This is a genomic window from Ahrensia sp. R2A130 (genome assembly GCF_000179775.1).
Classification (GTDB): domain Bacteria; phylum Pseudomonadota; class Alphaproteobacteria; order Rhizobiales; family Rhizobiaceae; genus Pseudahrensia.
In genome coordinates this window covers 292,792-316,675 of record NZ_AEEB01000017.1, presented here as the reverse complement: position 1 = coordinate 316,675, position 23,884 = coordinate 292,792, and the positions used below count along the sequence as shown (strand labels likewise).

The window sequence follows — 23,884 nt, the reverse complement described above, 5'->3', positions numbered from 1 at the left end:
CAGGCGCGACATTTAAAACCGATGTGGATTCAGGGGTGAACGGACGTGCCGGCGGCAGACGTATCAAACGTATCATCGCGGGCCGTATTCTTCATCGGCGGCTACGATCCGAAATCGCCGGAAGCCTTCTTCGATAGGTTTCGCCGCGAAGCATCACGCTATGAAACGCTGGCTGATGCATCAATCGACGCAAACAGCATTGAAATGCTGCACGATGATCTCGCACGCGTCACTTACAAGACCGATCATGACGGTCAGGAAGTCACCACTGATTTCCATTTTCTAAGCGTCGACAGTTTGGTGCTGAAGGATTTCAGCAGACCGTTCCTGTCTCGGTTGGGCAGGTATTTGCTTACGTTCGCTGATTATACGATCACGCTGACAGCATTCAAATTCGTTCGCCACGCCTGGCGTTTTTCGCTGTATTTTCTTTATCCATTCGTTGCTATTTTTCTGTCCTTCGTCGCCTCACTGGCAATTGCAGGCCTGATCTGGACGTCTGGCGTATCGCTGTCCTGGTTGATGGCCCCTATCGTTTTTCTGGCAGCATTTTCCGCTTGCGTTCAAATGTTATGGGAGCGCTGGTCGGTACTTCATCTGATGGATCTATGGAGCTTTTCACGGGAATTCTTGCGACGTCAAAGACCGGCTGCCCATGATGCCCTGTTGCGCCTCGCCCATGTGATTGCTGCAGCTGATGCTAGCGATCACTACGATGAAATCGTGGTTGTCGGGCACAGCACTGGCGGCGCGCTCATTCTTGAAGCTTTGGACAAAGCCCAACGCGAACGGCCCGAAATCGGAACAGGGCGCGCCCGTGTCGCTATGTTGACCGTGGGCTCCACCGCCTTGAAAATCGGGCTTCACCCCGCTGCATTGTGGTTCCGTGAAGCTACCGCACGGATCGTTGCCAACAACGCAATTTTTTGGGCTGAATATCAGTGCGTGAACGATGTCATCAACTTCTACCGCACCAAACCAGCGAAGCTGATGGGTGTGGGCGATGGTTCCAAGCCTGTCGTTCAGACGATCCGCGTTCGCAACATGGTCGATCCCGAATTTTACCGCGAGCACATCCGCGGTAATTTTTTCCGTCTGCACTACCAGTTCGTTTTTGGAAACACGCAGGAATATCACTACGATTTTCCAGGAATTTGCCTTGGTCCGACACCACTGGAAACGCGCGTGCGGACGTCGCTGAAAGCAAAAAAATGAACGCAGAAATCGCCTCTGTAATCTGGTGCCTATCCATAGTTTTCTGGCTGGTCATCCGTTGGCCGCATCGGCGTCGTGCCCGCAAAACCAAAGTGGTGACCGATCAACGCAGTCGTGCAGAGTGGATTGCGTTGACCGGGTGTACTGTTGGGCTGGTCGTCATCCCGGCTTTCCATCTGGCAACCGGGCTGTTGTCCTTCGCCGACTACCCGTTTTTTATGATCCAAGGCATTCTTGGGTCTACCGCAATGATTGGCTTTTTGGTTCTCTTCCATCTCAGCCACCGCGACCTCGCGCGCAATTGGTCCGTTACGCTGGAAATCCGTGAAGATCACAAGCTGGTCGATCACGGTGTTTACGCCCGCGTTCGTCACCCGATGTACACCTCGTTCTGGCTTTGGGGCCTCGGGCAAGCGCTGCTCATTCCCAATTGGATTGCGGGACTGACCGGCCTTGCTGCTGTGGCATGGTTGTATTTCAGCCGCGTGAATAAGGAAGAAGCGATGATGCAGGCGCAGTTCGGGCCTGAGTACGACGCATATCGCAAGCGGACGGCGAGACTTGTACCCGGGTTCGTTTAACAACGCCGAGCACCTCAGAGCTACATGGGTGATGCACCAAAGAGTCACCACCGTCCAAATTCGACGTCAGATGCAGCCTCACCGTTGCTCACCGCGCGCCCTTGGCTTAGCAACTGAGTTAATGCGAAATTCGCCCGCCATCTGAGCGAATCGTTGCTTACGAGACAGTCAAAATGATCCGCACTTTACTTGCAGCAATCTGCATCACCCTATCATTCGCCACAGTGACGACAGCTGCAAAAGCTGAGGGGCTCAAAGCTGTCGATGCTTTAGAAGTCGCACGAGAGCAGGCATACTTTGGCGAACTTATATTGGTTCGTGGTGGCTTTGGCGTGTTTTCGCGTGGGTTGGATGGTATGGCTGCCAAATTGAAGAAGCGCGGTCTCAATCCGAACGTTATTTCTCACGTCCGTGAAGATTCGATTGTTGATGAGATCATTGCCAACCAGAAGAAATATGGCAGCAAACCGGTTGTATTGATCGGCCATTCCTGGGGCGCAAATTCGGTCATGAAGATCGCTGCCGGCTTGCGGAAGGCCAAAATTAAGGTTGACTACGTCGCCTCTTTTGCTGCGACGAATCCTCTGCCAGCCGCGTCCAACATTCGTAAAGTTACTAACTATTATTTCAGCGGCGAAGGCTGGGGCAAACCGGTTAGACGTGGGCGCGGGTTTCGTGGAAACCTGACCAATGTCGATCTTTCAGAACGCCCGGGCATAAACCACTTCAACATCGACGAAGACCCAACGGTACAGAAACAGGTCATTCAAAACGTCGTGCGGTTTATGCCACGCAAACGTTCAAGCTGAACCTAAATAGCGCAGCTCTTTCGAATTGCATCAATATTAGAGGCATAATGGGCGAGCGTTCCGCCCTTGAAGACTGCGGATCCAGCTACAAGAACATCTGCTCCAGCGCCGAAAACCATTGGCGCTGTTGTCGGTGTAACGCCGCCATCGATTTCGATATGGATCGGGCGATCACCTATCATTTCACGAACGCGCGCCACCTTATCGACAACGGCGGGAATGAACGCCTGACCACCGAAACCTGGGTTCACCGTCATCAGCAAAATAAGATCGACACGGTCCAAAACATAAGCAATTTCGCTCTCCGGTGTCGCAGGATTGAGCGCTACGCCCGCCTTCGCCCCTAAATCACGAATCGCCTGTAGTGACCGATCAAGGTGACGGGTGGCTTCCGCGTGGACGGTGATAATATCAGCGCCCGCCTCGGCAAAATCTTTCAGGTACGCATCGGTAGGTTCGATCATAAGGTGGCAGTCAAACACGGCTTTGGTGCGGTTCCGTACAGCCTTCACGATAGGGGCACCGAAGGTGATGTTGGGAACGAAATGGCCGTCCATGACGTCCAGATGAACCCAGTCGCCACCAGCTTCCATCACGGCTTCTATTTCGTCTCCGAGACGGGAAAAATCAGCCGATAGAATGGATGGAGCGATAAGGAGCGGGCGGTCGGTCATAGCAGGAGCCTGAGCGTTGGAAGCTGAGTTTTGGTGCAACACGCGCTCCTGCGTGAGTCAATCAGACGATGCGATCATGTCATTTACGATGCACCGAAATCGAAACGCCACGACAGCGCGCATCAATAAAGCCAGCGCAACAGAAACAATGTGATGCCGGGGAAAGCAACCAGTATCGCGGTGCGTATTATGTCCGACGCTACGAAAGGCAGGACGGCGCGATACGTGTCCAAGATACGCGTTCTCGGATCAATTGCATTAATGACGAACAGGTTCATCCCCACCGGTGGCGTTATCAATCCCACCTCCACGACAATAAGCACGAGGATTCCAAACCAGATCGCTGTTTCTTCCGGCGTCAGACCGAAGTTGAGAGTCGAGATGATCGGGAAAAAAATCGGTATCGTCAGTAAGATCATGGAGAGCGAATCCATGAAGCAGCCGAAGATGAGATAAAGGAACAAGATAACGATCAGAATCGTCCACGGGCTTAGGCCGAGTTCCAAAATAACGCTGGACAGTTCCTGCGGCACACGCGTGAGCGCGAGGAAAGCGTTGAAGAAACCAGCGCCCAAAACGATGATGAAAATCATTCCGGTATTAGAAGCCGTCGCCAAAACGGCCTCTGAAAACGTTGAGCGTGACAATCCACCGGCTAACCATGCGATGATGCCTGTGCCGGCAGCGCCGACTGCAGCAGCTTCAGTTGGTGTAAACCACCCGAGATAAATGCCCCCCACCACCAAGAAGAAGACGAGCAGAACGGGCCAAACATCCGCCATAGCCTTGAAGCGTTCGGCATAGGGCACACGCTCCCGCAACTGTGCAGTAGAAGGCGAAACCCGCATGATAATCGAGATGGTTATCATATAGCCCGCAGCAGCCAGAAAGCCCGGAATGAAAGCAGCAAGAAAGAGCTTCGCGATATTTTGCTCAGTTAGGATCGCGTAAATAACCAGCACTACAGATGGCGGAATGAGGATGCCAAGCGTTCCACCCGCTGCCAGCGTCGCGGTGGCGAGACCGCCCGGATAGCCGTATTTCTTAAGTTGCGGCAGAGCCACCTGCCCCATTGTGGCAGCAGTTGCCAAGGACGAACCGCAGATCGCGCCAAACCCGGCACACGCCCCTACAGAGGCCATAGCCAAGCCACCGCGCCTATGGCCAAGCCATGTTTCTGCCGCCTTAAACAATGCGGCCGACATGCCGCCAAGCGTCGCGAACTGCCCCATAAGCAAAAACAATGGGATGATGGACAATGAGTAGGATGAAAAAGTCGAATAGGTTTCGTTTTTCAACTTAGCCAACACAACAGTCGGCCCACCCGTTATCAACATCGTGCCACCAAGGCCGACCACAAGCATGGCAAGCCCAATAGGCATCCGGGCAAAAATCAGCACCAGCAGGACCGGCAGCGATAGGTAGCCGATGGTCAAATTTTCCATCAGGCGGTTCGCGATACGGTTTTGGAAAGCGGTTCATACCCGAGCGCTTCACGCCCGTGCAGGAATAGCGACCAAAGCGCCACCCAACATGCCAGCAAAGCTGCACCGGTTACAGCCGCATAGCCCCACCAGACGGGAAATTGGAGCATGAAGCTTGTCTCGTTGTAGCGCATCTTATCGCCTGTACCGACGACAAGGCGCCAAGCAATGAGAATGTAAGTTGCACAAAAAACAGCTTCCCAAAGAAACGCCAACCAACGGTTTGAACTCGATGGCAGGAGCCCGGTCAGCACCTCAACCTTCGCGTGGCCACGACTGATTTGGCACCACGGTATGAAAGCCATTATCGCGAAAGCAATGCCTGCCTCAACCAGCTCGAAATCACCCGTGATTGGGCGAAACCATTGCAGCGGCGCAATGAGGATCGGCAGCCAATCGGAAATCCATTGCGAATAGCCGATGGAATTTAGAAGGCGGCCAACGATAGAAGCAGTGGTGATGACAATAAGCGCCACGAGCACCAGACCGCCAGTTAGAGCTAACCATCGGGCCAGGGTGCGAATGAAGCGGTCAGCTGTTGCCATAAGTGCGCCTGCCCCCGGCATATGGCGTTTGGAGAAACGGACCTGAAACGCCCCGTTCAGCTTTCACATCAGTTCGGAAATGTCGACCGGGGTTCCGATGCACATGCCGCAATCGTGGACTTGGCTTCATCGACGAGCGCTTGTCCGTCGATGCCTTTAGCCTTCACATCTTCGATCCAGGCTGCGACCACCGGTTCTGATGCTTTCTTCCATTCATTCACTTCCGTATCTGACAAAGTGATGATGGTATTGCCTGCATCTTCGGCTTTCTTGCGGTTTGGTTCGTCAGCAGCCTGCTGCACCCGTCCTGCGAAGCTTGAAAAGCCTTGACCAGAATTGGCATCGATTACCGCTTTCATCTCGTCGCTTAAGCTTTCGTATTTGGCCTTGTTCATCGCCAGTACGAAAGTCAGTGTGTAGAGCGCCTGTCCGCCAAATTCAGTGTGATTTTTTACGAGTTCCGGCACTTTTAGCGCGCCGGTCACTTCCCACGGAATTGTGGTCGCATCAATGACGCCTTTTGAAAGAGCTTCCGGAACGGCAGGTACCGGCATACCCACAGAGGTTGCGCCCAATTGGCTCAACATCGACGTGATTGTGCGGGATGCACCGCGCACTTTCAGACCCTTCATGTCCGCCACTTTTCGCACGGGACGGTTCGAGTGAATAACGCCAGGGCCATGAACCCACGTTCCTATAATCTTGAGATTCTGGAACTCCGTGTCCTTCATGTGCTTATCAAACATCTTTGAAAAAGCGCAGGATGTGTCCTCTGCATTGGTCAACATGAATGGCAGCTCGAACACTTCCGTGCGCGGGAAGCGACCCGGCGTGTAACCAACAACGGTCCATACAAGATCAGCTACGCCATCAATCGCCTGGTCCATGAGCTCGGGCGGCTTTCCACCAAGTTGCATGGACGGGTAGCGTTCTACCTTGATCGATTTGCCGGAAGCAGCCTCAACCTTGTCAGCCCACACATCGAGAATTTGGCTTGGCACAACCGATTGCGGTGGCAAGAACTGGTGAAGTTTGAGCGTCACGTCCTGTGCGAAAGCCGAAGCTGTTAACGCAAATGACACTGCAGCTGCGGCACCGAGTCCGGTAAGGGATTTTTTCACAAACACGCTTCATCTCCATCGCGGCAATCTTAGGTCTCAGAACGCATGTGGGATGCACGCCGACCGACCGAATTTTCTCAGCGACATTGGACCTCAATTAGCCTGCCACGCAACTCTATTGCGGCTTTTGGTCAGGCAAAGACGTCGCAGATGAAAGAAAAAACGTTCGCGGTTCGAGACTTATCAGCCGCGACCTTTCCACGGAACCAGCTTGTTCTCAGCCATGCGCATCAACACGTCGATGCCGTAGCCGATGACGCCGATGATGATGATGCCGATGAGCACGATATCGGTGAGCTGGAACTTGGAGGCCGCGATGATCATTTTGCCCGCGCCTTTTTCAGCCGCAACCAATTCGGCTGCAACCACCGTGCCCCAACAGACGCCCATGGCGACACGGGCTGCGGTGAAGATTTCCGGCAACGAGTTGGGCAAAATCACCTTGGACAGGATTTGCGGTTTCGTAGCGCCCAACGAGTAAGCGGCGTGGACCTTCGAGATGTTCACACCCGACACGCCAGCGCGCGCACCGATGGTCATGATCCACAAGGCTGCGAGGAACAGCAGGCTGATTTTGCCTTGCTCACCGATACCGAACCAGATGATGACCAGCGGAATAAGCGCCAATGGCGGCACGGGGCGCATGAACTCAACGATTGGGTCGAACCAGCCGCGAAGCCACGAATTCAGGCCCATGGCGAAGCCCAAAGGAATACCGAACAAGCACCCCAGCGCGAAGCCGATGACAACGCGGATGAGCGACCACATGACGTTTTCCCAAAGGCCGACGCCTTGGTAGCCGTTCGCATTGAGATCTAGGAATCGGGTCCAAACCTGCTCAGGCGGCGGTAGATAAAGCGCCTCCATGGTCATGCCGCCGGAGGGGCGAACCTGTAGAGAACCGGAAGCCAGCATGGCGACCTGGCCGCCATCGAATGGCACGGATTGGCCGGGCGCGATGGGCTGGCCGTTCACTTCCGTGACCTTGTAGCCCTCTTCGGAACCGCCCTCGTCGTTGTTGGTGACGCGCACGATCTTACGGCGGCGTTCAGGAACGGCGACCGTATCGTTTTGCGTGAAGCCGGAGCCGGTCTTGGCTGGTGCTTCCGGTGCGGAACTGTTTTCCGAACCGAAAACGAAGACATTCACCGCAACGCTGCCTGTGTCCGTCTGACCGGCGGCGTTCATTGCTGTGTATTGAAACTGCGAGATACCGGTGAACGGTTTTGGCAGGCTGAATGGCAGCAGCGAAGAACCGGTGGCGATGCTCCAGATCAGGAACACTGTCACCACACCAGCAATCGAGGCCAGTCTGTTTGCCGTCACCGCACTTTCATCGCCGAAGGTAACAGTTTTCAAGCTGGTGTAGCCTTTGTCGTCTTTCTTGTTGCCTGAAAACAGGTTCCAGAGGAAAAACACTGCGGCACTGACGCCGAGAAACACGCCAAAAATGACGAAAATGCCACCAACCATCTTGATGGTGACCAATAGTGTATCGAGCAGCTCTGCACCCATAATCGTAATCCCTACTTCGTCTTTTTCCGCTCTCTCTTGGAGATCGGCTCGCGGTTAGGCGGTTTCCGTACGACCCATGATTTCCTCTTCCATGTCCCAGATCATGTTGAGGATTTCATCGCGGGTGGGGCCGAATTTCTTGTCGCGTTTGACCTCGCGGAGGTCTGCGCCAACGCCCATTTCGGCAAATGGCAGTCTGTATTCTTTATGGATACGGCCGGGCCTTGGCGCCATGACCAGAAGTCGCTCTCCAAGAAGAAGAGCCTCTTCCACCGAGTGGGTGATGAGGATGATGGTCTTGCCGGTTTTCTTCCAGATATCGAGCACGAGGCTCTGCATCTTTTCGCGGGTCAGCGCATCGAGCGCGCCCAGCGGTTCATCCATCAAGATCACGTCGGGGTCGTTTGCCAAACAGCGGGCCAAGGCCACGCGCTGCTGCATACCGCCGGACAATTCATAGATCATTTTTTCGCCGAAATCCTGCAGGCCAACGATGCCCAAAAGTTCGGTAACGCGCTTGTCGATCTCGGCTTGCGGCGTGCCCTTCATGGCAGGACCAAAACCGATGTTCTTGGAAACGTTCATCCACTCGAACAGCGCGCCCTGCTGGAACACCATACCGCGTTCGGAACTTGGTCCGACGACGCGGTCTCCATTAAGCTCGATCTGGCCACCTGTGGGCGCAAGGAAACCGGCTAGGATGTTCAGCAGGGTGGTTTTACCACAACCCGATGGACCGAGGACAGCGAGCAACTCGCCTTCCTTGATGTCGAGCGAGACGTTTTTCAACGCGTGGACGGAACCGCCTGCTGGCAGTTCGAATGTCATGGAAATGTCGTCGATAATAAGCCCGGACATGGTGCAATCCCCCACGCTGGTCCTTGCAGAAAAATCGAATGGTCGATTTGGGAAATTCCCCGCCCCACCATTCAGGGACGAACAAGGGCGCGGTGACGATTGCCACCGCGCCATCTCATTCAGTCAGTCAGCTTACATGCCTGCTGCGGCTTTAAGCGGACCGGTGTTGACCAGCGCGGAGTAGTCGGACAGCGCTTTGATCTTGCCACCTTCTTCGAGCTTGGCAGCAGCTGCGGTCAGGTATTCGGCGACCGTTTTGCCCATCCATTCGTCGGAAAGCTGTTCGTCGAGTGTCGGGAACACGAATGTCTTGATGACAGCCGTTGTGCCTTCCATGTCCATGCCGGCAGCTTTCGAGATGGATTCCATCATCGGGCCGGAATCCTTGGCGTACTGCGCGTTCATGTCGGCGGTGACCTTCAGGAACTTGGCAAGCAGCTTTGGATTTTCTTCAGCGAATGCGGAAGGAACGGACGTGATGTCGAACACTTTGCCGACGACCTTCTCTTTTTCAGCGCCTTCGATGATCGGGTTGCCGTGCTCTTTCATCTTGCGAAGTGAGCCACCCCAACCGCAAACCATTGCGAGATCGGTACTTGGCTGCGCGAACGCAGCGGAAGAATCGGAAGGCGACATGTCGACGATGTTCAGGTCAGCTTCGTTGATGCCGAGATAGGCAATCTGGGCGAGGAAGCCGGAGTGAGCAGCGGTGCCCAATGGCACAGCGACTTTTTTGCCTTTGAGTTTCTCAGCAGCGTTCTCTTTGTTCACTTCCAGCTCGGAACGAACAACGCAGTTGTCGTTGTCGGAGTAGGACACGGCGATGTCGACAGCCTGAAGATCCTGACCAGCAGCGGTTGCGACGAGGAATGGTGTCACGCCCTGCGAGAAGGAAATCTGCACGTCGCCGGAAGCCATAGCGGCGGACATTGCGGTGCCAGCGTCGAAGGACACCCATTTGACCGGAATACCCAGCTCTTTTTCATACAGCTCGTTGGCCTGAGCGTACTGGTTCGGGGTTGGCCATTCGAGGAAGTAGCCGACGACGAGTTCTTTGACGTGGGCATCAGCCATCGCGGTGGTGGCGGACATAGCGACGATGCTAGCTGCCAATACGGATTTGATCATAGTTTTCATAAAGTTCTCCCGGGAATTCATCGTCAGTGACGATATTTGAAGCGGCGTGCCTGCCGTTGTCGAAAGGCATCGATCTTGCGGGGAGGAGGCTAGGCGGCATCGTTGACGCGTGTCAATTCGCCAGGGGTGCCAGAATCATTGTAGTTTAGGGTTCAGACCATAAAACTGGACCCAAAACCTCGCATCGCCAAAAACTGAGACTTGAAAAGTCAGCTTCAGGAAAGTCAGGCCTACTAAAGCCATTACGGAATTGGGAAAACTAGTCTTCACAAGCTCTGAAAAATGAGACTTCAATTTCGCCGTTCTGCTGAGAAGACGGTATCAACAATCCAAAATTCGAACCCATTTCAGGCCTCTGGAACCATGTCGCAATGGAATGGTGGGCGATACTGGGATTGAACCAGTGACCCCTACAATGTCAATGTAGTGCTCTCCCGCTGAGCTAATCGCCCGTTACCATGAACGGTCCGGAGATATCCGGAGTTCGGGATGCTGAAAGCTTAAGCCTGCAGCGATGCGTCCTAGACCATGAAAGCCCGAGGCCGTCAAGACGATCAAGGACGGGAAAATGGCAAGATTAGATGTTATCCGTGGCTGGCTTCATTAGGCCGCCAACATTTTCTCGACCTCGTTGACGAGGTCACGCAGGTGGAAGGGCTTTGACAACACCTTGGCGTCTTTGGGTGCATCACTTTCCGCGTTGAGAGCTACGGCAGCAAAACCGGTGATAAACATAACTTTAAGGTCAGGGTCTAGCTCGGTTGCGCGCCGCGCAAGTTCAATACCATCCATCTCCGGCATCACGATATCGGTCAGAAGCAGCGTAAAGGGCTCTTCGCGCAAACGCTCGTAGGCGCTGGCACCATTATCGTAGGAGATGACGTCATAACCAGCATTGGCAAGTGCGCGCGCGAGAAACCGGCGCATATCATTGTCGTCTTCAGCCAGCAGGATCTTGTCCATTGCGTCACTCCATTCCCCGGTGGCCACTCTTGAAGCGTCCATCACTGTTCCATAGCAGACCAAACAGCGATGCGGTAAATATCGGATGAATTACGGAGCCATTACATATCGGCCGCATCGGCTCGGTCTAGACAGCGTGCGGGACGCCTGACACGGTTGCGGCATGCGAATATGGCCTTTCACGTCGTACCATCAAGGCAATGATGACATTCACCGAAGACCTACCTGCCGGATTCCACGCGGAAACCAATCCGCCATTTCTGGTCGAACGCCCGGCGCAACAGCGGGTGCCTTTCGTCTTCAACTCTCCCCATAGCGGAGATTATTATCCGCCCAACTTTCTCGCGGCATCCCGATTGTCGGCATTGGATCTGCGGCGTTCCGAAGATCTTGCCGTCGACCGCCTCTTTTCCGGTGTTGTGGCCTTGGGCGCTCCGCTTTTACGGGCCCGCTTCCCCCGCGCTTGGCTGGATGTGAACCGCGAGCCTTACGAACTCGATCCGAAACTTTTTCGCGAAAGACTGCCCGGCCACGCCAATGTGCATTCGCTGCGCGTTGGAGGAGGCTTGGGCACCATCCCACGCCTGATTTCTGAAAATCTACCGATCTACGAAAATCCGCCCACGCTCGACCAAGGGTTGGAGCGGGTGAACGCTGTCTACAGGCCCTACCATGATGCTCTCAGGCGGATGATGGCTCAAACGGCTGTGGAGTTCGGGTTTGCGGTTCTGGTGGATTGCCACTCGATGCCATCCGCCCAGCCGGTTCAAAACCATGCGAACCGGGCATCAAGGCCAGACATCATTGTGGGCGATCGCTATGGTACGGCGTGTAACGGCGAGATTTCTCGCCAGATCATGCAAGGGTTCAGCGATCTGGGTTATTCGGTCGTCCGCAACAAACCCTACGCGGGCGGCTTCATAACTGAGCACTACGGTCGGCCGGCGAAGGGGCTTCATGCGGTCCAGATCGAGATCAATCGCGCCCTGTATATGAATGAGCGGGATTTGGAATTGACCGACGGGTTCCCTGCGCTGTGCGGAGATATCGACAAGGTCATGGCCCAACTTATCGCGATCCCCGATGCGGAACTGCCAGCCCAGCGATTGGCTGCAGAATGACCGACGCTGAGATCAAGGCCCTGCTTCACGAGTTATGCGATGTGGCGGCACGCGAGACACTGCCCCGCTTCCGCCAACGGCTAAGCATAGACAACAAAGAGGCCGACGGGTTCGACCCTGTGACGGAGGCCGATCGCGAGGCGGAACGAGCCATACGCGATGTTCTGGCGATGCGTCGCCCAGATGATTCTATTATCGGCGAGGAGTTTGATCCGGTTGAAGGCTCTAGCGATTACACATGGATTCTCGACCCTGTGGACGGCACACGCGCTTTCATTTCCGGACTTCCGGTATGGGGAACGTTGATCGGGTTATATGATGACCGCAGGCCAATCGCGGGGGCCATGGACCAGCCGTTTACGGGCGACCGACACATTGCAACCGGCGGCAAAAGCCTTTTGCAGGACAGGTTCGGCACAAAAATCGAAAATCAGGTGAGCAACGTCACAACGCTCGCCGAGGCGATTTTGATGACGACCTCTCCGCATCTTCTCAATGGCACGCGCTACGAGAATGTGGAGCAGAAGGTGAAACTTTTCCGCTACGGCTGCGACTGCACGGCTTATGGCCTGTTGGCTGCCGGCCATGTCGATCTCGTGATTGAAAATGGCCTGAATATCTACGATATCGCTGCCCTCATCCCCATCATGAAAATGGCAGGCGCTACCGTGACAGCGTGGGATGGTGGAGACCCGTCACAGGGCGGAAGTGTTCTCGCAGCAGCTAGCGAAACAGTGCACAATGAGGCGATGGCCGTCTTGAACGGTTAGCCTTTGGTCTTTTCCAAAGACACGCTGCTGCCCGGCTGGGTCCCAGGAATAAATGCATCGAACGCGGCCAACATCTGCTCGCGGAAAACATCGCGCTCCTGCAGCACCTCATGCTTTGCACCAGATACGGTTATAAAAGCACCCGAGCGCATGCCATCACCCAATCGTTCGATCAGCCTCGAATCCACAACCTCATCGTTACCTGCCGCGATGAACAGCGTTGGTATCGTAATGCGGTTGGTGTAGCCGGTTGCTGTAACCCGTTGCATGGCCAAGCAAGCCGCGTGAACCCAACCGATTGTCGGACCGTGAATGGCCAGATCGGGGTAACGATCCAGAATTGCGCGATTTCTCTCGAAACGGGCGGTGTCGGATGTCAATTTGTTGCCGATGAAGGTTTTGTTGGGCACGCGGGTGCCGCTGCCACCGATATAGGCACGGCCTAGCCCAAGGAAGTTGAGTAGACCGGTGACCCGCCGCAGCAGGGTCTGAGAGATGGGAATTTTAGTCAGTCCCAGAAGCGGTGCCAGAAGAACCATCCGCTGCAAACGGTTGCCCAGCCGCGGGGCCGCCAGAAGGGCCACGAGAGCACCGCTCGAATGCCCGATTGCGAAATAGGGCGGCTTGCAATCGGGGAGCGCGACTTCTTCCATAAGTTGTTCAAGATCGGCCGCATGGTGCGCAAAGGAATCCACGTGGCCTTTTTTGCGATCGCCCGTCATACGCGAAGAAGCCCCCTGCCCACGCATATCGTAAGCCAAAACGCCAAAACCGCGCGACCTGAAGTCGGTGATCGTCTCAAAGTACTTCTCAATTGTCTCCGACCGCCCGTGAAGAATGACGATAGTGCCTTTGGAAGGCCGTACCAGTGTTTCCCACCGCGCATAGCGCAGTTTCACGCCATCGGATGTTTCCAGCCAACCGATAGTCGCCCCGTCGGGAGCGGGATTGTCGATGATGGAATATAGCTGAGCATCATCATCGCCGGTGAGGCTGAACAGATCTGAAGCGTGCTGCGGTTTCATAGACATTGCAGGGTGCTAGCCGGTGGTGGCTCTCGCCTCAAGCGGATTCGGCATCACTTACCCGGCACAGGTCTTGAAGGTCGGTTTGGAAGCCTTAAATCTAATCTACAGACGCCGAAACACCGGGTCTGCACCATATGCGAGCCTGAAATGAAAACCTGCCATCTGGAGGTTTTCGAGGTTCGTGATGGTCGTCATATATCGCTCAGAAAGAGGATACCTCATGCGACACGTAGATTTCAGCCCCCTTTACCGCTCCACCGTCGGTTTCGACCGCCTGTTCAGCCTGCTCGATTCCATGGGCCAGCCGGAGCAATCGTCTCCCGCCTACCCGCCTTATAATATCGAACGGCGTAGCGAGAACGAGTACCGCATTTCCATGGCGGTTGCCGGTTTCGGCGAAGACGATTTGGAAATCGAAGCCAAGCAGCACGCCCTTTTGGTCAAGGGCAACCAGGCCAAGCCTGACGAGAGTGAAACCGAAATGCTGTTTCGCGGCATCGCCGCGCGCAACTTCGAACGCCGCTTCCAGCTGGCCGACCATGTGGAAGTGCGCGACGCGCATCTAAAAAACGGACTGCTGCACATCGACCTCGTGCGCGAGATTCCCGAAGCCATGAAGGCGCGTAAGATCGCCATCGGCGGTGCGGATGAAAAAGCGAAGCAGATCGAAGCGAAAGCTGAAAAGAAAAAGTAGGTCAGCCGCGCGCATCGTCGCGGATGGTTCGAGCCTGATCGGAGGGCGCTCGTGTATGCGGGCGCCCTTTTTCGTGGTCGCAACGCAGTCAAAACGGGCGATCGGCACTAAAAACGGCGTATTCTGCACCGATGGTTTGTCGAGACAGTCGCCAAGCATCTATCCCCAGAAATAGGACAGTGTTGCTTACCCATATTGCATGACCCGTCGCCATCGGTTAAAAGCAGTGCGTCATCATGCGATGGTGTATGCACAGCCCGACGTGGCATAAGCGACACCGCACCACCTGATGGCGGCCCAGCACATTGCGGGGATGACGACCGGCACTTCGGCCCTGATACAGGCTGGTGACCGCATATCTTGCTGCCAGCAGGCGGCATGCCTCACAGCCGCTTGCGGCATGGGGGCATAGTGAAGTTTGATAATACGGGCCCGGCAACGGGCTCTGCGCCCGGGGGTTTGCACCATGACCAAGACGCACACGATTTTCGACGGCCTTTCTGCCAGCACCGCCGTACCGGTGAAGAACCGCGCTGAAAAACACGGTCTCTACGACCCCCGTAACGAACACGATGCCTGTGGCCTCGGTTTCATCGCCTCCATGAAGGGCGCGAAGACCCACAAGATCGTGCAGGACGGCATCAAGATTCTCGAAAACCTCGAGCATCGTGGCGCAACAGGTGCCGACCCGTTGATGGGCGATGGTGCTGGTATGCTGGTCCAGATCCCACACGACTTCCTCGCATCCGAAACAGATTTCCGCCTGCCGGACGCTGGCGACTACGGCGTTGGCTTCTTCTTCCTGCCGCAAGACGAAGACGATCTCGCCCGCGCCCGCAAAGTGATCGACGAAGCCGCCGAAGAAGAAGGCATTCCCGTTATCGGCTGGCGCGCTGTACCGGTGGATAATTCCAGCCTCAGCCAGGACCCCGAAATTCAGGCGTCCGAGCCATCGAGCTGGCAGGTGTTCTTTGAGAAAGGCACTCACGAAGCGGGCGATGAATTCGAACGCGCGCTTTATGTCGGACGCCGCGTGATCTCCAACGCGCTCATCGACGAGTTGAGCCGCCGCGACGATATCTATCCCGTTTCCATGTCGTCCCGCACCATCGTCTATAAAGGCATGTTGCTGGCCGACCAGCTGGGCAAATATTATCTCGATCTGGCCGACGAGCGTTTCATCTCCGCCGTCGCGATGGTTCACCAGCGCTTTTCCACCAACACGTTCCCATCGTGGAAACTGGCCCACCCCTACCGCCTCGTCGCGCATAACGGTGAGATCAACACCAAGCGCGGCAACGTGAACTGGATGGCCGCACGACAGGCCACGCTGTCCTCGCCGGAATTCGGTGATGACATCGCCAAGCTGTGGCCGATTTCCTACGAAGGCCAGTCGGACACGGCCTGCTTCGATAACGCGCTCGAACTGCTGGTGCAGGGCGGTTACCCGCTGGCCCACGCCATGATGATGCTGATCCCCGAAGCATGGGCCGGCAACCCGTTGATGGATGCCGACCGCAAGGCGTTTTACGAATATCACGCAGCGCTGATGGAGCCGTGGGACGGCCCCGCTGCCGTAGCCTTTACCGATGGTCGCCAAATCGGCGCGACGCTGGACCGTAACGGCTTGCGCCCTGCCCGCTATTTCGTGCTTGATGACGATACTGTGGTTCTTGCTTCCGAAGCTGGCACCCTGCCCTTCGATGAAGCGCAAGTCGTCACCAAGTGGCGTTTGCAGCCGGGCAAGATGCTGCTGATCGACCTTGAAGAAGGTAAGATCATCTCCGACGCGGAGATCAAAGAGCAGCTCGCCAACGACAAGCCCTACAGCAAGTGGCTTTCTGAAACGCAGATCGTGCTGGAAGACATGAAGGGCAACCGCGAAAGCCCGCGCCGCATCACCGGCGAAGCGCTGCTCGATGGCCAGCAGGCTTTCGGCTACACTCAAGAAGACGTGAAAGTTCTGCTCGCGCCCATGGCGATGACCGGGCAGGAAGCGCTCGGCTCTATGGGCACGGACACGCCGATTGCTGCCATGTCGAACAAGGGCAAGCTGCTCTACAATTATTTCAAGCAGAACTTCGCGCAGGTGACGAACCCGCCCATCGATCCGATCCGCGAAGAATCGGTGATGAGCCTCGTCTCCTTCATCGGTCCGCGCCCGAACCTGTTTTCGCAGAAGGGTGATGAAGCCGAGAAGCGCCTCGAAGTGCGCCAGCCCATCCTTCGCAACTCCGACCTGCTGAAAATTCGTGACATCTCGGACATCGGCGACAACCAGTTCGTTTCCCGCGTGTTGGACATGACCTACGCCGCATCGCGCGGTGAGGAAGGCCTGCGCGCCTGCCTCGAGCGCTTGTGCGACAAGGCCGAGCGCGTTGTCCGTGCCGGTGACAACATCATCATCCTGTCGGACCGGCAGTTCGGCGCAGACCGCATCGCGGCCCCTGCCCTGCTGGCTACCGCTGCCGTTCATCACCACCTCATCCGCAAGGGCTTGCGGACATCCGTTGGTCTTGTGGTGGAATCAGCCGAGCCGCGCGAAGTGCATCACTTCGCCGTGCTGGCCGGTTACGGTGCGGAAGCGATCAACCCGTATCTCGCCTTCGAAACACTGGCACAAATGCACTCCGACGGCATGTTCCCGCCGGAGGTCGACCACAACGAGGTGGTGACGCGCTATATCAAATCCATCGACAAGGGCTTGCTCAAAGTCATGTCGAAAATGGGCATTTCGACCTACCAATCCTATTGCGGCGCGCAGATTTTCGATGCCATCGGCCTGTCCACAGACTTCGTGGAAGAGTTCTTCACCGGCACGGCAACGCAAATCGAAGGCATCGGCCTCGACGCCATCGCCAAGGAAACCTTCGAACGTCATCGCGCAGCCTACGGCAATGTCGAAGTGCTGCGCCACGCGCTGGACGTGGGTGGCGATTACGCCCTGCGCCAGCGCGGCGAAGTCCACGCCTGGACGTCGGACGAGGTGACGAACCTGCAGCACGCCGTGCGGTCCGAAGACCCGCAGTCGCAGGACGCGCAGGACAAATACCGCGCTTACGCAAAAAGCATCAACGATCAACAGGAGCGCTTGCTGACGATCCGCGGCCTGTTTCGCCTACGCCCGGCTGATGAGACGGGCCGTAAGCCGATCACCATCGATCAGGTGGAAAGTGCGTCGGACATCGTGAAGCGCTTCTCTACAGGCGCCATGTCCTACGGTTCAATCTCGGGCGAAGCCCACGAGAACATGGCGATTGCAATGAACCGCATCGGCGGTCGTTCCAACACGGGCGAAGGTGGCGAAGAAGTCGAACGTTTCACACCCATGGCCAACGGCGATTCCAAACGTTCCGCCATCAAACAAGTGGCCTCGGGTCGATTCGGTGTGACGACGGAATATCTCGTCAACGCCGACATGATCCAGATCAAAATGGCGCAGGGTGCAAAGCCCGGCGAAGGCGGCCAACTGCCCGGCCATAAGGTCGATGCCGTGATCGCCAAGGTACGCCATTCCACTCAAGGCGTCGGCCTCATCTCGCCACCGCCGCACCACGATATCTATTCCATCGAAGACTTGGCGCAGCTGATCTACGATTTGAAAAACGTAAATTACAAAGCCGATATTTCGGTGAAACTGGTGTCGGAAGTCGGTGTCGGAACCGTTGCCGCAGGCGTTGCCAAAGCACGCGCAGACCACGTCACGATTTCCGGCATGGAAGGCGGCACCGGCGCTTCGCCGCTGACGTCGATCAAACATGCCGGTTCCCCTTGGGAAATGGGCCTCGCCGAAACCCATCAGACCTTGATGAAGAACAAGCTGCGCTCGCGCATCGCCGTTCAGGTCGATGGTGGTCTTCGCACAGGTCGCGACGTTGTCGTCGGCGCGCTGCTGGGCGCGGACGAGTTCGGTTTTGCCACCGCACCGCTGGTCGCTTCCGGCTGCATCATGATGCGGAAATGTCACCTCAACACCTGCCCCGTTGGCGTTGCTACGCAAGACCCTGTTCTTCGCAAGCGCTTCACCGGCCAGCCGGAGCACGTCATCAATTACTTCTTCTTCGTTGCCGAAGAAGTGCGCGAGTTGATGGCGGAACTGGGCTTCGCCACCATCGACGAAATGGTCGGCCAGCTGGACGTTCTCGACCGCGACAAGGCCGTCGATCACTGGAAGGCCAAGGGGCTAGATTTCTCGCTGCTCTTTGCCGATCCCGGCATGGGCGACGACGTTCCGCGCTACAACTGCGAGACGCAGACCCACCACATCGACGATATTCTCGACCGCAAATTGGTGGAACTCGCCAAACCCGCGCTCGACGATGGCACGCCGGTGCAGCACGAGTTGGAAATCTTCAACTACAACCGCTCCGCTGGTGCCATGTTGTCGGGCGAAGTCGCTCGTAAATACGGCCACAAAGGGCTGCCGGACGACACGATCCACTTCAAGTTCAATGGCACCACCGGCCAGGCCTTCGGTGCCTGGGTTGCGCGCGGCGTGACGCTGGAAGTGGAAGGCGAAGCCAACGACTATGTCGGCAAAGGCCTGTCGGGCGGCAAGCTGATCGTCTATCCGCCAGCAGCGGCCAAGCAGATTACACCGAGCGAAAGCATCATCGCTGGCAACACCGTGCTTTACGGTGCTATCGATGGTGAGTGCTACTTGTCCGGCGTCGCAGGCGAGCGCTTCGCCGTTCGCAACTCCGGCGCAGTCGCCGTTGTCGAAGGCGTGGGCGACCACGGTTGCGAATATATGACCGGCGGCGTCGTCGCCGTTCTCGGTTACACAGGTCGCAACTTCGCCGCTGGCATGTCGGGCGGCATCGCCTATGTGCTGGACGAGGACGGCGACTTCGCCAACCGCTGCAACCTCGCCATGGTCGAGTTGGAGCCGGTGCCGGAAGAGGACGATCTGATGGAGTCCGAGCACAATCATGGCGGCGATATCGAGCACCACGGTCGTGTGGACGTGTCGTCAGACATGACACGCTACGATGATGAGCGGCTTCGCCAGCTGATCGAAAATCACAAGCGCTACACCAACTCGCAGCGCGCGGCCGACATCCTCGATAACTGGGACGATTATCGCTCCAAATTCGTGAAGGTCATGCCAACCGAATACCGCCGCGCCCTTCGCGAAATCGAAGAAGCGCAGATGGCTGCCGGTGTGGCTGCTGAATAGGTGTGGCTGCTGAGTCAGAAATACAAAACCAACGGGCCGCCTCGAACGCTGGCCGAAGGGTGAATTGATATGGGTAAAGTTACAGGTTTTCTCGAAATCGATCGTCAGGCGCCGAAATATCGGCCGGCTTCGGCGCGTATTCGCAACTATAATGAGTTCATGGTTCCGCTGCCGGAATCGAACCTGCGCGAACAGGCAAGCCGCTGCATGGATTGCGGCATCCCGTTCTGCCACGATGTGAAGGGCCAGAAGGGTTGCCCGGTGAACAACCAGATCCCGGACTGGAACGATCTCGTCTATCGCGGCGAATGGGAACAGGCGTCAAAGAACCTGCACTCCACCAATAATTTCCCGGAGTTCACGGGCCGTATCTGCCCTGCCCCATGCGAGGCGTCTTGCACGTTGAACATGGTGGACTCGCCCGTTACGATCAAAAGCATCGAATGCGCCATCGTCGACAAGGCGTGGGAAAACGGCTGGGTGACACCGCAGATCAATCTGGTGAAAACCGGAAAATCCGTCGCTGTTGTCGGCTCCGGCCCTGCCGGTATGGCAGCGGCCCAGCAGTTGGCGCGAGCCGGTCATGACGTTCATCTTTATGAGAAGAACCGCAAGATCGGTGGTCTGATGCGCTACGGCATCCCCGACTTCAAAATGGAAAAGCACCATATCGACCGCCGCGCCGAGCAGATGGAAGCGGAGGGCGTGACGTTGCACACCGGTGTGCATGTGGGCGAAGATATGCAGATCAGCGAAATCGTCGATCAGCATGATGCGGTTGTTCTGTCGGGCGGTGCTGAAAAGCCGCGCGATCTGCCCATCGACGGGCGTGATCTCAACGGCATCCACTACGCCATGAATTTCCTGCCGCAGCAGAACCGTCGTGTGGGCAGCGAACAGAACGACAATGTGGAGCCGATCCTAGCCGGTCAAAAGCATGTCGTGGTTATTGGCGGCGGCGATACTGGTTCGGACTGCATCGGCACATCGATCCGTCAGGGTGCTCTCTCGGTGACGCAGCTGGAAATTATGCCGCAGCCGCCGGAGAAGGAAAACAAGCTTCTAACGTGGCCCAATTGGCCTTTGAAAATGAGAACGTCTTCTTCGCAGGAAGAAGGCGCGGAGCGTTCGTTCTCCGTTATGACCGAACGGTTCGAAGGCGAAGACGGACAAGTGACCAAGTTGCATTGCATTGAGGTCGACGAGAAGTTCCAACCGATTAAAGGCACTGAATTCGTTATAAAGGCGGATCTTGTGTTGCTGGCCATGGGTTTCGTGTCCCCGGTGACCGACGGCATGTTGGAAAACCTCGGTGTCGAGCGTGACCAGCGCGATAACGTCAAGGCCGATACCGTGAGCTATAAGACGACCCATGACAAAGTTTGGACAGCGGGCGATATGCGCCGTGGTCAATCTTTGGTGGTGTGGGCAATCCGCGAAGGCCGCCAATGCGCACGTTCAGTAGATGAGGCTTTGATGGGCGCTACCATGCTTCCGCGTTAATCTGATCGGATAGACTGCCAAAAGGCCGGAGCTTTGCTCTGGCCTTTTTTGTTTCCAGCACAGGTATCAACTGCCGCTCTGAGCAACTGCGGCGGGAGCAGTGGGGGTAATTTCCGCTGGCGGCCATGCTGCATCATCAACTCTGCCCGTCCGATTAGCACTGGCAGAAACAGGCGTTACAACAATGCCAGCCTCTTTGGGCAATGCAGAAGAAGACGGTTGTAAAGCTTCTGCTCCGGCAAGAGCATTGGCACCATCCACCTGCGGATCATCCAATCCCATAACGATAGTACGGCCGGTATTTACAGGATCGTAAGTCGGCGCGGAGGGCGAGACTACGCCTCCCTCCAAAAGGAGCGAAGGATCGGCACCGGCAAGTGCACCACCAGCCCCTTCGCCGAGCCGTTTGAGAATATCGTCCTGCACGTAGAATGCCAGACGCTCCTTACCGGCCCTCGTTAAATTGATACCGTCTTTGGACCGCAGCAAAACGATCTGACCGCTCACGTCCGGCCCAGAACGGGTGTAGTTGCCTTCGGCATCGGAAAAACCATCCCAAACATCGACAAATTGACCGGCGGGTCCTTGAACCACTTTCGAATAAACACCGTTGAAATAGAGCCAATCCTTGTTGACCGATTTGAAACGTACCGGCGGCAAGCCCACCCACGTGTAGGGTAAATTGGTCGCCTTCATTGCAGCAGCAAGAGAAGCCACGCGCGCTCCGTATTCCGCATCCCACGGAAGGCTCCTCGTGTCTTCACGTTTACCAGCAACGCGCATTTGCTGGCGGTCATTGGAGCCTAACATTGTGACGATATAATCAGGCTTCATCTCTTCCACGATGCCAGGCAGGGTTGCGGCCCAGTCCGTCACATCGTCGCGAACGAGGCCCGACAAGCCGTTGCTGCGATCTACAACCGTGACGCCGGGAACGGTAGCGTAGGCCTTGACCAGACCGTCTGCGAGGCCGCCGGAGAAAAAGTCGCCGATAACCAGAACAACCTTGGCATCTTCGGACTTTTCCACCGCAGCAACAGCAGCGGCACGTTTTGTTACACTAGCGCTTCGCGTGGTTCTTTTCTTACGTGTGGTGGTTCTGCGTTTCTTGGTGCGTTGCGTTTTGCGGGGCTGCGCACGCACACGCTTCTTCACGCGCTTCTTGCGAGCATCACGACGACCGAATAAAACGGAAAAAAGGCTTTTGCGCTTGCGTTTCTCTTGGGCTTCAACAGCTGAAACACCGAAGCTGAAGCTGTTTCCAACTTTTTGAGGTAGGCCAACCGCGAAAGCAACGACGAACACGATAGCTGCGCCAAATAGGCGTAAAGAACGGGTCACGATATGGCATCTCCGTTGATAGGCAGCCCCACCCGACGGATGAAGCTATCAGCTAACTCTGCGCAGTCTTCTCAAGAAATCAGGCGAAACAAAGCCAGTAGGGTTGAGCTTCATTTGGATTTGCGCCTTGCGAATAGCGGCACGTGTTCCGCTACCGATTTTCCCATCGATATCGCTCTTATACAACCCCATACGTGCCAGACGCTGCTGAACCTCAACACGCTGATCGAATGACAGTTTGGGGAATGGTCGTGGCACAGGGTTGATGAAGTCGCCGGAACCACCGAACCGGTCCGCCAAATGGCCAACGGCAAGCGCGTATTTATCTGAGTTGTTGTAGCGTTTGATAACGAAGAAGTTCTTGGTCATCAAAAATGCAGGGCCGTTTTTGCCTGCAGGAAATTTAAGCACTGCCCGCTGTTTCGTGTTGCGCCACTTGCGACCGGCGACACGACGCACACCTAGCTTTGCCCACTGACCAATGCTTTTTGAACGGTTGCGCTGGGTATAAGCACGCCCAGCGTTCTCAACTTCGTAGCCCCAGGTTTCGCCCGTGCGCCAACCGTTCTTGCGCAGAAGCTGGGCAGCTGTTGCGAGCGCATCGGGCACCGATGTCCAGATGTTCTTGCGGCCGTCGCCGTCCATATCCTGCCCATAGGCGCGGTAAGAGGTCGGGATGAATTGGGTGTGGCCCATCGCGCCTGCCCAAGAACCTTGAAGACCCTCTACCGACACGTGGCCTGCCTGCACAATCTTCATCGCAGCGATCAATTGGCTACGCGCAAACTTGCGACGGCGGCGGTCCTGATAGGCCAGTGTTGCCAATGAACGCACGATGCTGCGCGTGGCACTGCCCTTCTTCAAGGCTTCACCGAAGCCGGTCTCCATAGACCAGATGCCAAGCAGAATGTCGCGATCGACGCCATATTTCTTTTCGATGCGGGAAAGCCAAGGTGCCCATTTTTGCTTTTCTTGAAGGCCTCGAGCGATGCCTTCTTCGTTCACGCGGGTGTCAAAATACATCCATAGCTTCTGGCGAAACTCCGGTTGGAAGCGTGCCAGTTCCAACACTTCGGGATCGGGCGAACGTATGCCTTTAAACGCCTTGCGATAAACTGAACGCTTCACACCATTGCGGGCGGCAACGTTTTCAAACTCAGCAATCCACTTGCGAAATTTGGCAGAAGCGAAAGATGGTGTTGTGGTGCTGAGAAGAGCGATACAGCAAATCACGGCCATTGCGGAACGAATGAGAAGCGACATAAAAAATCTCTTGGCGAAGCGGAAAGACTGGTTGTACCCGGCAGTGAATCGAAGAGCCGTTAACAATGCGTTTACCATAAGGT

General features: G+C 56.1%; 19 protein-coding genes and 1 tRNA gene. 8 read left to right on the top strand and 12 right to left on the bottom strand.

What is annotated here, in order from left to right:
• Window positions 1-45: 45 nt before the first annotated feature.
• The 3 genes from R2A130_RS10705 to R2A130_RS10695 all read left to right on the top strand — a co-directional run bounded on the left by R2A130_RS10705 (window position 46) and on the right by R2A130_RS10695 (window position 2,605).
• Window positions 46-1,215, top strand: a complete 1,170-nt coding sequence (locus R2A130_RS10705) for an alpha/beta hydrolase (protein WP_009758066.1) — start codon at window positions 46-48, stop codon at window positions 1,213-1,215.
• On the top strand, window positions 1,212-1,796 hold the full coding sequence (locus R2A130_RS10700) for a protein-S-isoprenylcysteine O-methyltransferase (RefSeq protein WP_009758065.1): 585 nt from the start codon (window positions 1,212-1,214) through the stop codon (window positions 1,794-1,796). The genes R2A130_RS10705 and R2A130_RS10700 overlap by 4 nt, the downstream gene beginning before the upstream one ends.
• 224 nt (window positions 1,797-2,020) lie before the next feature.
• Window positions 2,021-2,605 carry an alpha/beta hydrolase gene (locus tag R2A130_RS10695; RefSeq protein ID WP_156798476.1) on the top strand — a complete coding sequence of 195 codons (585 nt, stop codon included), beginning with the start codon at window positions 2,021-2,023 and terminating at the stop codon, window positions 2,603-2,605.
• A gap of 2 nt (window positions 2,606-2,607) precedes the next feature.
• On the opposite strand, the gene rpe is transcribed toward R2A130_RS10695, so the two are convergent.
• The 9 genes from rpe to cpdR all read right to left on the bottom strand — a co-directional run bounded on the left by rpe (window position 2,608) and on the right by cpdR (window position 10,902).
• A complete protein-coding gene (rpe, locus tag R2A130_RS10690; protein ID WP_009758063.1) occupies window positions 2,608-3,279 on the bottom strand; it encodes a ribulose-phosphate 3-epimerase in 672 nt (223 codons plus the stop codon).
• A 122-nt stretch (window positions 3,280-3,401) separates the two neighbouring features.
• Window positions 3,402-4,724, bottom strand: coding sequence for a TRAP transporter large permease (locus R2A130_RS10685; RefSeq protein ID WP_009758062.1), 1,323 nt, complete (start codon window positions 4,722-4,724; stop codon window positions 3,402-3,404).
• Window positions 4,724-5,308, bottom strand: coding sequence for a TRAP transporter small permease (locus R2A130_RS10680; protein WP_009758061.1), 585 nt, complete (start codon window positions 5,306-5,308; stop codon window positions 4,724-4,726). The genes R2A130_RS10685 and R2A130_RS10680 overlap by 1 nt, the downstream gene beginning before the upstream one ends.
• 68 nt (window positions 5,309-5,376) lie before the next feature.
• Complete coding sequence (locus tag R2A130_RS10675) at window positions 5,377-6,435, bottom strand: TRAP transporter substrate-binding protein (protein WP_009758060.1); 1,059 nt, start codon at window positions 6,433-6,435, stop codon at window positions 5,377-5,379.
• Window positions 6,436-6,612: 177 nt separating this feature from the next.
• Window positions 6,613-7,944: an ABC transporter permease gene (locus R2A130_RS10670; protein WP_009758059.1), complete on the bottom strand. Its 1,332-nt coding sequence runs from the start codon at window positions 7,942-7,944 to the stop codon at window positions 6,613-6,615.
• A 54-nt stretch (window positions 7,945-7,998) separates the two neighbouring features.
• Window positions 7,999-8,802, bottom strand: a complete 804-nt coding sequence (locus R2A130_RS10665) for an ABC transporter ATP-binding protein (RefSeq protein ID WP_009758058.1) — start codon at window positions 8,800-8,802, stop codon at window positions 7,999-8,001.
• Window positions 8,803-8,934: 132 nt separating this feature from the next.
• Window positions 8,935-9,939, bottom strand: a complete 1,005-nt coding sequence (locus R2A130_RS10660; protein WP_009758057.1) for an ABC transporter substrate-binding protein — start codon at window positions 9,937-9,939, stop codon at window positions 8,935-8,937.
• A 377-nt stretch (window positions 9,940-10,316) separates the two neighbouring features.
• Window positions 10,317-10,391, bottom strand: a tRNA-Val gene (locus tag R2A130_RS10655).
• A 151-nt stretch (window positions 10,392-10,542) separates the two neighbouring features.
• Window positions 10,543-10,902 (bottom strand): cell cycle two-component system response regulator CpdR, encoded by a 360-nt coding sequence (gene cpdR, locus R2A130_RS10650; RefSeq protein ID WP_009758056.1) that lies wholly within the window; start codon window positions 10,900-10,902, stop codon window positions 10,543-10,545.
• A gap of 200 nt (window positions 10,903-11,102) precedes the next feature.
• On the opposite strand from cpdR, the gene R2A130_RS10645 reads away from it, so the two are divergent.
• Window positions 11,103-12,023, top strand: coding sequence for an N-formylglutamate amidohydrolase (locus tag R2A130_RS10645; RefSeq protein WP_009758055.1), 921 nt, complete (start codon window positions 11,103-11,105; stop codon window positions 12,021-12,023).
• Complete coding sequence (gene hisN, locus R2A130_RS10640) at window positions 12,020-12,793, top strand: histidinol-phosphatase (protein ID WP_009758054.1); 774 nt, start codon at window positions 12,020-12,022, stop codon at window positions 12,791-12,793. Before R2A130_RS10645 ends, hisN begins: the two co-directional genes overlap by 4 nt.
• On the opposite strand, the gene R2A130_RS10635 is transcribed toward hisN, so the two are convergent.
• Window positions 12,790-13,824, bottom strand: coding sequence for an alpha/beta fold hydrolase (locus tag R2A130_RS10635; RefSeq protein ID WP_009758053.1), 1,035 nt, complete (start codon window positions 13,822-13,824; stop codon window positions 12,790-12,792). The genes hisN and R2A130_RS10635 overlap by 4 nt on opposite strands.
• Before the next feature lie 217 nt (window positions 13,825-14,041).
• Here R2A130_RS10635 and R2A130_RS10630 point away from each other — a divergent pair, with 217 nt between their 5' ends.
• The 3 genes from R2A130_RS10630 to R2A130_RS10620 all read left to right on the top strand — a co-directional run bounded on the left by R2A130_RS10630 (window position 14,042) and on the right by R2A130_RS10620 (window position 21,197).
• Window positions 14,042-14,515, top strand: coding sequence for an Hsp20 family protein (locus tag R2A130_RS10630; protein WP_009758052.1), 474 nt, complete (start codon window positions 14,042-14,044; stop codon window positions 14,513-14,515).
• 466 nt (window positions 14,516-14,981) lie between these two features.
• Window positions 14,982-19,694 carry a glutamate synthase large subunit gene (gene gltB, locus R2A130_RS10625; RefSeq protein ID WP_009758050.1) on the top strand — a complete coding sequence of 1,571 codons (4,713 nt, stop codon included), beginning with the start codon at window positions 14,982-14,984 and terminating at the stop codon, window positions 19,692-19,694.
• A 69-nt stretch (window positions 19,695-19,763) separates the two neighbouring features.
• Window positions 19,764-21,197, top strand: a complete 1,434-nt coding sequence (locus R2A130_RS10620; RefSeq protein ID WP_009758049.1) for a glutamate synthase subunit beta — start codon at window positions 19,764-19,766, stop codon at window positions 21,195-21,197.
• A gap of 66 nt (window positions 21,198-21,263) precedes the next feature.
• Here R2A130_RS10620 and R2A130_RS10615 read toward each other — a convergent pair whose 3' ends face one another.
• On the bottom strand, window positions 21,264-22,538 hold the full coding sequence (locus R2A130_RS10615) for a DUF459 domain-containing protein (RefSeq protein WP_009758048.1): 1,275 nt from the start codon (window positions 22,536-22,538) through the stop codon (window positions 21,264-21,266).
• Window positions 22,539-22,586: 48 nt separating this feature from the next.
• Entirely contained in the window at window positions 22,587-23,801 is a 1,215-nt protein-coding gene (locus R2A130_RS10610; RefSeq protein ID WP_040305632.1) for a lytic murein transglycosylase, read from the bottom strand.
• Window positions 23,802-23,884 lie beyond the last annotated feature (83 nt).